The 11,625-nt window shown below is 69.3% G+C and carries 12 protein-coding genes and 1 pseudogene; 6 read left to right on the top strand and 7 right to left on the bottom strand.

Going from position 1 to position 11,625, the window contains the following annotated elements; genetic code table 11:
* Positions 1–72 precede the first annotated feature (72 nt).
* The 5 genes from ACIQVZ_RS41365 to ACIQVZ_RS41385 all read right to left on the bottom strand — a co-directional run bounded on the left by ACIQVZ_RS41365 (position 73) and on the right by ACIQVZ_RS41385 (position 2,637).
* Positions 73–540, bottom strand: coding sequence for a hypothetical protein (locus ACIQVZ_RS41365; protein ID WP_402458031.1), 468 nt, complete (start codon positions 538–540; stop codon positions 73–75).
* A 45-nt stretch (positions 541–585) separates the two neighbouring features.
* Entirely contained in the window at positions 586–780 is a 195-nt protein-coding gene (locus ACIQVZ_RS41370) for a hypothetical protein (protein ID WP_402458034.1), read from the bottom strand.
* An 87-nt stretch (positions 781–867) separates the two neighbouring features.
* On the bottom strand, positions 868–1,308 hold the full coding sequence (locus ACIQVZ_RS41375; RefSeq protein ID WP_402458036.1) for a hypothetical protein: 441 nt from the start codon (positions 1,306–1,308) through the stop codon (positions 868–870).
* Positions 1,309–1,603: 295 nt separating this feature from the next.
* Complete coding sequence (locus tag ACIQVZ_RS41380; RefSeq protein ID WP_402458038.1) at positions 1,604–2,113, bottom strand: hypothetical protein; 510 nt, start codon at positions 2,111–2,113, stop codon at positions 1,604–1,606.
* Between the two features lie 80 nt (positions 2,114–2,193).
* Positions 2,194–2,637 (bottom strand): homing endonuclease associated repeat-containing protein, encoded by a 444-nt coding sequence (locus ACIQVZ_RS41385; RefSeq protein ID WP_402458041.1) that lies wholly within the window; start codon positions 2,635–2,637, stop codon positions 2,194–2,196.
* Positions 2,638–3,513: 876 nt separating this feature from the next.
* Here ACIQVZ_RS41385 and ACIQVZ_RS41390 point away from each other — a divergent pair.
* The 3 genes from ACIQVZ_RS41390 to ACIQVZ_RS41400 all read left to right on the top strand — a co-directional run bounded on the left by ACIQVZ_RS41390 (position 3,514) and on the right by ACIQVZ_RS41400 (position 5,571).
* Positions 3,514–3,909, top strand: coding sequence for a hypothetical protein (locus tag ACIQVZ_RS41390; protein WP_402458044.1), 396 nt, complete (start codon positions 3,514–3,516; stop codon positions 3,907–3,909).
* Between the two features lie 17 nt (positions 3,910–3,926).
* Positions 3,927–5,000, top strand: a complete 1,074-nt coding sequence (locus tag ACIQVZ_RS41395; RefSeq protein WP_402458047.1) for a hypothetical protein — start codon at positions 3,927–3,929, stop codon at positions 4,998–5,000.
* A gap of 193 nt (positions 5,001–5,193) precedes the next feature.
* Positions 5,194–5,571: a transposase family protein gene (locus ACIQVZ_RS41400; RefSeq protein ID WP_402458058.1), complete on the top strand. Its 378-nt coding sequence runs from the start codon at positions 5,194–5,196 to the stop codon at positions 5,569–5,571.
* Positions 5,572–5,576: 5 nt separating this feature from the next.
* On the opposite strand, the pseudogene ACIQVZ_RS41405 reads toward ACIQVZ_RS41400, so the two are convergent.
* Positions 5,577–6,425 (bottom strand): annotated as a pseudogene (locus ACIQVZ_RS41405) (hypothetical protein); the annotation flags it as partial.
* Between the two features lie 49 nt (positions 6,426–6,474).
* Between ACIQVZ_RS41405 and ACIQVZ_RS41410 the strand changes: the two are divergent.
* Together ACIQVZ_RS41410 and ACIQVZ_RS41415 are read left to right on the top strand one after the other, a co-directional pair.
* A complete protein-coding gene (locus ACIQVZ_RS41410; RefSeq protein ID WP_402458050.1) occupies positions 6,475–7,338 on the top strand; it encodes an ATP-dependent DNA ligase in 864 nt (287 codons plus the stop codon).
* A gap of 422 nt (positions 7,339–7,760) precedes the next feature.
* Positions 7,761–8,579 carry a hypothetical protein gene (locus ACIQVZ_RS41415; RefSeq protein ID WP_402458052.1) on the top strand — a complete coding sequence of 273 codons (819 nt, stop codon included), beginning with the start codon at positions 7,761–7,763 and terminating at the stop codon, positions 8,577–8,579.
* Between the two features lie 80 nt (positions 8,580–8,659).
* Here the strand turns inward: ACIQVZ_RS41415 and ACIQVZ_RS41420 are convergent, their stop codons facing one another.
* Positions 8,660–9,523, bottom strand: coding sequence for a hypothetical protein (locus ACIQVZ_RS41420; RefSeq protein ID WP_402458053.1), 864 nt, complete (start codon positions 9,521–9,523; stop codon positions 8,660–8,662).
* A gap of 191 nt (positions 9,524–9,714) precedes the next feature.
* Here ACIQVZ_RS41420 and ACIQVZ_RS41425 point away from each other — a divergent pair, with 191 nt between their 5' ends.
* Entirely contained in the window at positions 9,715–11,535 is a 1,821-nt protein-coding gene (locus ACIQVZ_RS41425) for a hypothetical protein (RefSeq protein ID WP_402458055.1), read from the top strand.
* The last annotated feature ends 90 nt before the right edge of the window (positions 11,536–11,625 follow it).

An 11,625-nucleotide genomic window follows, 5' to 3' on the forward strand; every position in this document is an offset into this window, starting at 1 on the left:
AAGTTGCGCTCGTGTCACACAACACGGTCTACCGGATCAGGTCCCGCGACGCAGGCGATTCCCTCAGATTGATCACAACCAGATACGCGCCCTAGCGCCGCGATGGATCGCCCCCCACTCCCTGACGATCTCGAAGTCGTCGAGCGCGGGAGTGGCTTCCGTGAGCGGACCCAGCCAGCCGCTGGTGTGGTGGTCCAGCTCGACGTGCACGGAGTGCGGCTTGACCGGCCGGCCGCGGTAGGCACCCCCGTTGGCCTTCATGAACTGGGAGATCTTGCCGTAGTGCAGCTCCACATGCCCGCTCTTCGTGCTGACCGCAACGCGCACCAGGTCGCCTATTCCGTACGGGCTGCGGTGCTTGTCGACGGCAGCCCGCCAGACCTCGGCTTCCGGTGCCGCGTCGTACCCGCCGTCGCTCCGCGCCGTGAAGGCGTCCCGCGCGATCCCGGTGATGTTGTACGCGCTCGGCTCGCGCCCCTCCGCCGTCAACTTCTCGACGATGGCGTTGCGTACCGTGCGAATGCTTCCGTACCCGCTCATCCTTCTCCTTCTGAACCAGTGATGGACTACTGAGCGCCTGGCGTCTCAAGAGGTCGGCACAACGCCCAGCTTGGCGAAATCCTGCTGGAGCGTGCCGAGCTGGGCGGCGAGGGTCTGCCGCTGGGATTCGGTGAGATTGGTGCGGCCGGCCGGATAGCCTTCCTCGTAGAAGACGGCGAGGCTGTTGCTCAGGTCGGCGGCGGTCCGGTGGGCCTGCCACACAAGGTCGAGAGTGGACATCGGGGTGGGTTTCTCCTTGAGGTGAGGGGGGCAGCGGGGCCGGGCGGCCTGCTGCCGCTGTGGTCCGGGCCTGAGCGGGAGATGCGGCTACGGGGTGCTCGCCGGCCGTCCGAACTCGCCGACCAGCACCGCCATGACGAGGCCGAGCATCCCCACGACCTCCCCGATGTGCCGGTCTGCGACCGCGTTGCGGTCGTCGTAGTCCTTGCCGAGCAGTGCTCCGTCGGCGTCTTTGTACGGCACGAGCTCGGCTTCGTGGCGGGCCAGCATGGCTGCATGCGCGTCGATCAGCGAGTGGATCACGACCTGGCCGCCCCCTTCGGGGATGTCGGCGGCTTCGGCGAGGTCTTGGCCCCGCCACATGGCGGCGGCGTGCAGCCATCCGGCCAGGTTCTGGATACGCGCGCTGTACGTACGGTCCCACCCGTGGAAGGGGTGCGCCTGGGCCTCGGAGAGCCGGGTGAGGGCTTCGGAGACGTCGCCGGGGGCCGCGTCGCGCGGGGGCACAGCCAAGGGAGTTTTGGACACGGCGTTCCTTGTCATGGTGAGTACAGGCGGTTGAGACACCGCCGGGGAGGACAGGCAGCGCGGGGCGGCAGGGGCCGGGCGCGGAGGCAGCACTGCTTCAGATATGTCGCACCGAGATACTTTCGAAGGTCGGGGGCAGATGCCGGAGGGTGAGGCTTCGCCCAGAGGGTGGTCGCGCGGCGGACAGGGACCGGTGCATTCACATCCGTCTCCGCCTGCTCTACGGCTGCTTCCGCTGGAACCACAGGATCCGGTCAGGCAGCGGCTCTGCGCTCACCCGCCAGCTCAGTACGTGCTACGCCCAGTCGCCCGCGGTCAGCTCGGTTCCGGCCGTGACCGTGTAGGACGACCAGCGCACGACCGTGTCCTGGTCACCGACGATGTTGTAGAGGATCTGCTTGTGGTGCCCGCCGTCGGGATACTCGTGGTACTCCTCGGCGTACTCGCGGGCCAGGTCGATGGTCGGGAACGGGATCTCGACCGGCTCCCCATGCCAGAAGTGCGTGGTCAGGGTGCCCTTGACCGGCATGATCCGGAACCGCTCCCCCTCCGGCGGCATCTCGCCCTCGTACAGCCACCCGTCCGTCGCCCCCCAGCCGCACGCCTTGGCCTGGTACTCGGCTTCGGCCTCCCCACGCGTCCCGTACTCCGTGATCGTCGCTTTCCGCCGCTCGCCATGGAGGTGGTTGCACGAGTCCGACCAGCCCGGGGTGCGCACGTAGTAGGGCTTCGGTCTCGGTGTGTAGCCCGGCTCCGACTTCTCGCAGCACGGCTCCAGAATGCAGACAGTGACTACGTCCGCCATGAATCCCCTTCCCGGGAAGATCTGCCGACTCGGGCCTGCCCACGGTGCGGCGTGAACGGCATCGCAGATGCCGATGGACTTCAGCTGCAGGCCAGCTTGGTGGCTCGCGACCAACTGCCCATCCGGAAGCGGATGGTGGTGGCCGGCGGAACGTCGGACTTCGGATTCGCCGGATCCGTGCGCCAAGCCTCGTAGGCCGCCAGCGTCGTGGACCCCGTTACCCGCAGACACCAGCGGATCGCGGCGATGAACTGCTCCTGGGTCCACTTCGTCGTTGCATCCCGCAGGTGCTCGGGCTGTGCGACCGCATCGAGGCCCGCGAACTCCAGCGCGCGGTTCCAGCTGCCGAAGCGGCGCTCGTAGAGCGGAGCCGAGGGGCCCGCGCCCCTGCGGCGCTGTTCGAACGTGCGACGTCCGAGAGTGCCCTCACCCTGCGCCAGGCGGATGAGCACGCACAGGAGCTCCCGGTCGGTGTAGACGACCGGACCTGACTTCATCGGTGCGGGGATGTGCGCAGCGTGCATGGTCAGCCCTTCGCGGAAGGAGATGAAAAGCCCATGAACAGCCCACCCGGCAGGGGGCCGCTCGCAGTCGGCAGGCGCACGACGCGCCACAGAGCGCCCGGATCAACTCCGTTGATCCCCGTCAGCCGAACCAGCCCGCACGCACCCTGTGCGCCGGACCGGGCTCGGGCACGCCCTCTGCACCTCCTCACCCCACAGTCTTTCCAACTAACCAACGACTGGCCATTGATAGACATTCGCGTAAGGTACCCTCAAAGGCCAGTCGATTCAATCCGACTAGACGCCGACAGGTCAGGTGAGGTGAGGTGAGAAGCGATGAAGACCTGGAGAACGAGGGGCGCCGCACTCGCGGCTGCGGCACTCGCTGTGGTCGCGGGCAGCCTGCTGGCCGGATGCTCCAGTGGTGACGGCAGCACAACCCAGGCGCCACGGTCGCCTTCTACGCCGGGTCCAACTGCGAGCACCGCCAAGGACATCAACGCTGGGCCGCTTGTCGGACACCTACCCAGCGCCAAGGGCAAGGCGATCTAGCCGCCGAGGGGCGCCCGCAGGCTCGCCGGCTGCACGACGAACGCGACGCCGAGCCCCACGCCAGGCCCCTGAACAGGAGTCCGCCCGGCAGACGAAGGGATCGGCGCCGAGGTGGCGCCGAGTCGAGCGGAAACGGGCGTGGCCCACAGCAGGCGACCCTGCCCAATTCCTCCCCCTCCGACAGGGTCGCCTGCTGAGGTACTGCCCTGCCGGGGAGGACCGACTGGGCACGTCAGCGACTTCACGGACATTTGAATGCCAACTACAAGAACACGAATGACTCATTGAATAGAGCTGCAAAAGCGCCCTATTGAATGAGTCGACCACGGCAAGGAGAAGTCGCGCATGACCACCCCACAGGAGTTGAAGAAGAAGACCCAGTCCGTGCGCGACACGAAGAAGGGCTCAACGCAAAGCAGCAGCGCCCGCCAGGGCATGTTCATCCGGCTGGACCCGGACGACAAGCAGCGGGCGGAGTACTGGGCCAACAAGCGCGGGTTCTCCTCGTTGAACGAGTACGTCGCCGAGGCGGTGGCCGAGAAGATCCGGCGCGAGAACCTCGACTACGACCTGCCGACCCTGGAGATCGCGCGGCTCAACGAGCTCGTCGACCAGGTTGCGGCACTGGCGAAGAACTCGGCGAACCTCGAACGCGTCGTCACCACAGGTTTCGACTCGCTGATCGGGCTCACCCGCGGCGACAACTACCTCCTGGACGACGAGGACGGTGAGCTCGCATGAGTCGGGATTTCGCAGAGATGCTGGAGGCGACCACTCCTACCGACGAGGTGATGGAGGTGGACACGTCTTTCCTCGACGCCTACAGACGCGGTGGGAGCGAGGAGCTCAAGCGTGTCCAGGCCCAGGCGGCACAGCCCGGGGCTGCGCAGGCGGATCTCGGCGTGGAAGCCGCAGCGGATCGCCCGAACCTGGAACCCGACCACGAGCCCGGCGCCGACGACTCCGGGCGCGCCGGCGGATCCATTCAGCGCGGTGGTGTCGGTGGAGGACAGAACCCCGCGGACAGGGTGTCCCCGGGAGGTACACCGGCGGGCCTTGCGGCTGATGCCGTCCCGGCTCCCGGGGCACAGCCGGACCTCAAGGCTGCCGCTGCAGCCGAAATGGCTGTTCATGCCGCCGCCTCCGCACCGGCTGAACCCGAGCATGTAACGTCCGGATCGCTGCAGTTCACCGACCATCAGGACGCCGCGCAGAGCGCGACCTCGAAGGGAGGGTCGGGCAGTACAGCCGAGGCCGCCACGCTCCCCCAGTCCGGCTTCCGGCTCGTCGGCGTGCCGAGCCAGCCGCACATCAAGGCGCTGCCCGAGAGCATCATGAACGCGCTGCGGGAGCAGGTGCGAGCAGCCGCGGTTCGTGAGCTGGGAGTGAGCGACAGTGCTGCTCGGGAGTTCAGCCGGCGGTTGAGCCAGGGCACGCTGGTGACGGCGTTCCTGCTGGCGCAGCTCGACCTGCACCTTGATGTCGATCCTGCCACCGAGCGCGCGGTCGAGCTGTTCCGCTCCTGCGACCCGCTGCTGGGCAGCGTGGTGGCACGCCTGGCAAACATCGAGGCCGCCGAACGCGAGCGGGACAGGCTGCTGCGCAAGCTGCGCGACGAGCTGGGCGAGGTGCGCCAGACCAGCGCGGTGGTCGAGCAGGCGCTGGCGTACTCCATCGCCGACCGTACGGAGAACTTCCTGCGGGGCTCGCACAACCTCCGCGACGCGCCGATCACGCACAAGGAGGCGATCCATCTCCGGGACATGGCCCGGGAGGCGACCAGGAAGCAGTCGAAACTTGAACGCGAGCGGGAAGGACGGCCGATTCGATGACCGCGACGGGCAAGGTGAAGCTCTTCCCTGTATTGGGCAGGTCTTTTGAGGTTCTGGCTCAGGTTGTGGGCTCTGTCGCTGATTGAGCGGTCTGTGCCGGTCAGGAACGGGTGGTGGGCATGAACTGGGCGTGACGGATGCGGCGCGCGTGGTTGACCTTCTCTTCCCGGGGATCGGTGTGAAGATCGAGGAGATGGTTTTTGGGGTTGGTGAGGTTCGTCTCGCCGTACGGTCGGTCGCGGTGTCTGCCGCCTGCCCGGGGTGCGGGCGGAGATCGTCACGGCTGCACTGCTACTACCGGCGGTGTCTTGCAGACCGTCCGGTAGCCGGTCGGCGAGTGCGACTGGACCTGCGGGCCCGTCGTCTCGTGTGCGGGAACGACCAGTGCGGACGGCGAACGTTCGCCGAGCAGATCGAGGATCTGACGTCCCGGCACGCGCGTCGCACGACCGCGCTCACCGCCCAGCTCACCGACATCGCGCTGTTCCGGGGCGGCAGGGCCGGAGCCCGGATCTCCGGGCGTCTGGCCATGACCACGTGCCGGGACGCCCTACTCCGGGTGGGATCGTAGCCCGCAACCTTGAGGGCCTGTGCCGCCCGTTCCCCAATCTGCGGGTCGACCTCGATGCTCGCGATGTTGCGCTCACCGAGGCGGTGCGCGCCCAGGGCGGTGGAGTAGCCGGTCCCGGTGCCGATCTCGAGGACGCGGTGGCCGGCCTCGGCGAGGTTGTGCAGCAGGCCAGGCATCGGCGATCTGTCGGGCCTGGGGCGCCCCCGTCCGAGCACCGTCCCGGAAGGATCCGGCGCGGTCGCGGCAGATCGTCGGCGCACCGTGGCGGCGCCAGGTTTCAATGGCGCTCTCCACCTGGTCCCACAGGCGCAGGGGGCCGCGCTGGGTGACGGTCCAGCCGCCGTCGGGATCGTCCGGACGGAAGAGCAGGGCCGCCGTCCCAACGATGCCGCCCGGTGTGGTCGGCGGCGTGCGGGGCTATGCCGTGGCGGTGTCGGCCACCGGGGCGACGGTGTGCTCGGCAGCCTCCGTAAAGGGTGCGGCGGTACCGGCCGGGCCAGGTAGCTGCAGGCGCAGTGAGCGCGGCCGCCCCCGGACGGTACGGCCGGCGCAGCGCAGTTCTCGAACATCCAGGCCGCTTCCAGCGGCTCGGCCTGGAATTCGGGGTCCAGCCGGCGGAGGAAATAAGCCTCGAGGCCAACCGCGAGGACCAAGTAGCGTCGGCGGGTCACTGTCTCCAGGACGTCACCGTCGCGGTAGCGTGCACCCGAGCTGCTCACGTTCCCATCATCCATCGCGGTGAGTGGTCCCGCTGTGGGCCGACCGGGCGAATCGTCCCCTGCTTCGGCCATGGTCGGTTGCATCCTGGGACGTATGGGCCCCCGGGGATCCGCGCAGGTGCGGCTGCCGCACATCGAACCGATGCTAGCGACAGCCGGCCCTCTGCCGTCCGGACCCGGGTGGGTGGGCGAGGCCAAGTGGGACGGCGCCCGGTGCGTGGCCTACGTGCCGAGGTCCGCGCCGGTGCAACTGCTCGGCCGCTCCGGCGCCGACCTGGCCGCGCGCCTCCCCGAGGTGGCCGAAGCGCTGACCGAGGTCCGCGGCCCCCTCATCCTCGACGGCGAGGTAGTCGTGATGCGCGGCGGGACGCCGTCCTTCAGTGCGCTGCAGGGCCGTATCCACCGCACGCGCCCCGCCGCGGTGCTGGCCGGCGCGGCCGCCGCTCCGGCCCTGTACATCACCTTCGATCTGCTGCACCTCGGAGAGCAGTCACTGCTCACCGAACCGTGGCTGCGTAGACGCGAACTGCTGGAGGGCCTACACCTGGACCGCCCGGGGCTTCGGGTGCCGCCGGTCTGGGACTCGGTGGCCGAGGCGTACGGATGGACAAGGGAGCACCAACTGGAAGGCGTGGTGGCCAAGCGCGCCGAATCGAGGTACACCCCGGGGGCGCGGTCCAGGGACTGGATCAAGATCAAGCACCTGAGAACGGCGGACGTGGTGATCGGCGGGTGGCTGCCCGGCGGCGCGGGCGGCGCCACCGTGCGTGCCGTCCTGGCCGGTGTCGAGCCCGAGCCCGACAGCGGACACCTGCTGTTCGTCGGCTCGGTCGGCGCGGGCTTCACGGGAGCGGAGCGCCGCGCCCTGACCGCCGTGCTGCGACGCCTCGCCACCCCCGTATCGCCGTTTACCGGCGGCGGCCTGGGACTGCCGCGCGGTACCGAGGTGAGGTTCGTGCGTCCTGAGCTACGGGCCGAGGTCGAGTTCCTCAAGGTCACAGACAATGGCCGACTTCGCTCGCCGGTATGGCGGGGGCTGCGCGCGTAGCCGCGACCGGTTCAGGTTCGGTGCGCCTCATGGGGCGCACCGCCGGTTCTACGCGCCGTGTGGATGCTTCGATCACCACCTGTACGGGGCTGGTGTGGCTGGGGCACGCTGGTGGTGGAGCTTCCGCGCCTCGCTACAGCGGACCGGCCTGTCGCCACCGGGTCTGGTTGTGCTCTCCGGCCGGTGCGCGACGTTCACGTACCGGGTGGGGATGACCGACCAGCTGACCGACTGCGAAGGGCGGGACGGGGCGGCGGGGGAACGTGCCGCTGGCCCCGCCCCTGATGGACGATGGCCTGTTTCAGCTACTGCTGGAGACCCTGCTGCGCACCGGCGTGGAGCGCACCGCAACCGGGGCTGCCGACTGGTTGAAAGACCGGATCGGCCGCCGCCGCGCCGCCCGCAGGCCTAGGCCGGGAAGCGTGACCACCACCGTCGTCAGCACCGGTTCCCGGGTCGCCCGCGAGGCCTGCCTGCACGCCCTCAAGGAAGCCGCCAGCCGGGCCGTCCCCGCCGCGGACCTCACCGGAGAGCTGGCCGCCGCATGGTGGACGGGCACCCGCAGCGTGCACAACCTCGCCCGGGCCACCGGGTGCGGGCCGGACGACGTCCGTGACGCCCTGCGCGGCGCCGGGATCGAGCCGGGCCCGGCAGCGAGCACCGAACGGGCCCTCCGCTACGAGCCACTCGACGCGGGAGAGGTCCGGGCGCTCGCCGAGGTCGTCGGCCGGATCGCCGAGCGGCCGATGCTCGCCACCGAGCCCGAGCCGCACGCGCTCCTGCTGTGGCACCTGCACGCGGCACTGCTGCGCCTGGCCACGGTCCTCGACAGCGGTGAGCAGACCGAGCGTAAGGACACCGCACGCGACCTGGTCGCGCGGCTGCGCGTCGCACTCGCCGAGGCGCAGGAGATCATGGCCGGACTGTACGACCGGGCCGCGCTGGCCGCGCTCGCCCTGGACGAGGCCGAAGCCGCCGCCGAGCTCGAGGGCCAGGCGGTCGCCGAAGGCGCCGTACTCACCCTGGGCCTGCCGGCCGGGCACTCGATCACCGCGACGATCAGCTGGCACCCGTACGCACGCCCCGACGCCGGGTACACCACGATCGCCGGCTCCAGCGACCTGCTGGACACCACCCGGGCGGTCGACGGTGACGAGCACCTGCGGCTGCGCCACGCCCTCGACACGATCGCGCGGGTGTTGTCCGACCGCCTGGACGAGACCGCCCGCGCCTACGAGTAGCCGGGGCGCGTCAGTCAACAGCTGACGCCCGGCTTTGTTCGGGAGCTGTTTCCCTGCGACCCCGCGAACCGTCAGGAGCGTCAGCTGTTGGCTGACGGCTTGTCGGGCGAGGCGAGGACCTGGTACTTCCGCGACGCGGACTGCTTGGTGATGCCGCCCATCGCACGCCCGACGTCGCTCCACGAGCCGTCGGCAGTACGGGCCCTGTCCATCAGCGTGGCGGTGTTCGCGTCGAGGGCGGCCTGCAGCTCGGCGACGAGCGCGAGTGCGGCGAGTGCGGCGTCCTTGTCGATCTCCTCGTCGGCAAGCGCGGCCGCGAACGCCTCCGCCACCGGCATCGGCTCGGCGCGCGTGCGCCAGGTCGTGGCGTTCTCGGCGCGGGCGTAGCGGGCGGTCAGCGCCTCGATCGGGGACGGCTGGAGCGCGGCCGCCCCGGGGGCGTCAGCCTCCGGCTGACGGGCGCTGCCGACGGGTGAGGTGAGGAGCCAGCCGATCCCGTGACGTTCCTGCAGGAGGTCCAGCGCATCGGCCGCATACCGGCGACGGCCCCACTGGGTGTCCTGCACGGACTCCTCCAGTACCCGCTCGATCATCGCGAGTTCCCGGGAGGTCGCGGTCCGCAGTGGGTGAGCGACGTCCTCCAGGTGGTGGCCGGCGGCCCAACCGTCCACACAACGCCAGCGGGCGGACTCGCCGGTGGCATACAGGCGGATCGCGCCGAGCATGGTCGCCTCGTCGGACAGGTCGCGACCGGCGTGGACGATGCCCTTGTGCTTGGGCAACTGGCGTGCGACGGCGGCGAGCACAGTGGCCCGGGTGGGACCGTCCGTCCACCGGATCACCCAGTGGTGCCTGTCGTCGTAGTACTCCGCGTCCAGCTCGCAGTCGTAGACCGTGGGCATCTCCCGGACGAAGGAGCGGATCGCGCTGCTGCGGCTGGCCACCTACGACTCCTCGTCACTCTGGCCACCCCCGCGGGCAGCTGGCAGGGCGGCGGCGGAGTGCCGGCACGCGCCCTGGTCCGTCGCGTATGGTCTTCAGCTGCAGCGTAGCGGGTTGAGATGATGCTCCGGCGGTGTACGTGGGGGGCTAGGCTCCCAGGAGCAGACCGATACGAGGAAGGGAACTTCGGGCGTTGACTGACGACCTGTCCACGCCGGACCCTGCGGAGGCCAGGCCGGATGAGCCGCTGGCGCCGGGCCGCTGGGGCGTGCGGATCGTCACCGATGCCGGGACGTTCCTGCTGTCGCACACGACAGTGGAACCCCAAGCCCGAGTTCATCTGATCGGCAACGCCATCGCGAACAGCCGACTGGAGCCCGACGGGGAGGTCCTCTCTGTTGCACTGCGTCGGCGGCACCGCGTGCGGTGGCACCGGTTGGTGCGGGCGGTCTTGGCAGCATGTCAGGCCGAGGTGTTCCAACAACCAGCCGAGCATGCCCAGGAGGTACAGGCCGAGCACGCAAGGCTGTTCCGCGAGTGGGTCCTGGAGGTACTCGACCGGCCCGACGCACCGAAGCCGGCAGGGGTCGTGGACTACGGGCCCGCCGATGTCGTCGAACCCTGTCGCTGGGGGATCCGAGTGGACACCGGCGCCGAGGTGTTGATGCTGTCGACCGTCACCAGGAGCCCGATCCCGGTCGCCGAGTTGATCAGTACCCTGATGGCGAATACCACCGGCGACGCTCCCGAACACGACCTTGCCGTCGTCGCCAAGGACGCTGGGATCAGCTGGGAAACGGGACGGACCCTGCTGCTCACACGGTGCGACGTGCAGCTGGTCCGCTACCCGCCAGCGGCCTCAGCAGCGCGCCAGGCGCAGCAACGGCAGGCGTTCCACCGATGGGCACAGCAACTCCTGCTCCAGCACACTTCGGAGCAGGGCACCGAGAACGACCCGGCATCCAGCAGAGCCGCAACGGCGATACTTGAGGCGACCGTGGACGGCAAGATCCTGAAGTTCACGGCTCTGCAACCCTTGGAGCTTCCGCCTGAGAGGCTCTTGGAAAAGGCTGTCAGCCGCGACTTGGCTTGGGAGGGCCAGAACGTTGCTCAGGTATGCGCCGCATGGTCTGTGCCGGTGCCCGACATCGTGCGGTACGCGGAGGCGCGGTTCGGGCTACGAGTGGCACGCCCCGCCACTTGGCCTGTCCCGCAGGAGCGGCGCATCGACCCCGTGCTGGCGCAGGCGAACCGGCAACGGTTGGCCAAAGCACTGATCGAGGCACTGGGTTGCTGGAACCGTGAACGTGCCGTGCTCGACGAACCGCGAACGGCACCGTGCCGGCAACACCCGAAGGGCAGTGACTGCTCGCGGTGCGAACGGCTGAGGGTGCGAGAAGACCGCTGGATCGAGCAGGTCGTGGAAGGCCTTGCGACGGGGTACGCCCCCAACTCCTTGATCCGTACGGTCCCAGAGCAGTTCAACGGCGTGCCCACAATGTGGTGGGTAGCGGGATACACGGGCTCCAACGGCGCACGTCAGAGCCTGCTGTTCCCAGCCCGCACCATCCACCCGGGCCGGGCGCTGCTCGGATTCTTGCGGGACAGCGAGATGGGGCAGATCGCGGCGGCACGCAGAATCCCGCAGCTCGCCGTCCTACAGGCGCTCGAGCGGCGCCTTCAACTGCGGGTGGATCAGGGACCGTTGTCGGCGAGCGCGGCCGCTGCCACCGGCCTGTCGGCGGAACGGCGACGCAAGGGCAAGCGATGGATCAGGCACGTCGTGAGAACCCAGCTGCCGAAGCGACTCCCCGTCGACCTGGAGACCCTCTCCCGTGGCGAGTTCGGGTTGGAGGGAGTGGTGTGTCTGCGAAAAGCGGTGTACGTGTCACAGGACGATGCGCTCCGGCATCGATGGATACGCCGTGCCCCGGGCCGCCGCCCGGCGGCAGCGCTAGACCCGTATCAGTGTCCGGTGTGCGCGTTGTGGCATCTAACCAGCAGAGATGACTAGTGCTGCTCCGCGCAAGTTCGTGGAGGGGTCAGGCCCATTCCTTGAGTGGAGTGCCCTGGTAGGTCCAGTGGAACGGGCGGGCATGTTCGT

Origin of the sequence: Kitasatospora sp. NPDC098663 (assembly GCF_044760075.1) — a bacterium.
Classification (GTDB): Bacteria; Actinomycetota; Actinomycetes; order Streptomycetales; family Streptomycetaceae; genus Kitasatospora.

What these genes read in the sequence shown, in the direction of transcription:
- ACIQVZ_RS41370 (WP_402458034.1), bottom strand. Translation starts at nt 780, where the DNA reads ATGTCCACTCTCGACCTTGTGTGGCAGGCCCACCGGACCGCCGCCGAC.
- ACIQVZ_RS41390 (WP_402458044.1), top strand. Translation starts at nt 3,514, where the DNA reads ATGACCACCCCACAGGAGTTGAAGAAGAAGACCCAGTCCGTGCGCGAC.
- ACIQVZ_RS41385 (WP_402458041.1), bottom strand. Translation starts at nt 2,637, where the DNA reads ATGCACGCTGCGCACATCCCCGCACCGATGAAGTCAGGTCCGGTCGTC.
- ACIQVZ_RS41365 (WP_402458031.1), bottom strand. Translation starts at nt 540, where the DNA reads ATGAGCGGGTACGGAAGCATTCGCACGGTACGCAACGCCATCGTCGAG.
- ACIQVZ_RS41380 (WP_402458038.1), bottom strand. Translation starts at nt 2,113, where the DNA reads ATGGCGGACGTAGTCACTGTCTGCATTCTGGAGCCGTGCTGCGAGAAG.
- ACIQVZ_RS41395 (WP_402458047.1), top strand. Translation starts at nt 3,927, where the DNA reads ATGCTGGAGGCGACCACTCCTACCGACGAGGTGATGGAGGTGGACACG.
- ACIQVZ_RS41400 (WP_402458058.1), top strand. Translation starts at nt 5,194, where the DNA reads ATGGTTTTTGGGGTTGGTGAGGTTCGTCTCGCCGTACGGTCGGTCGCG.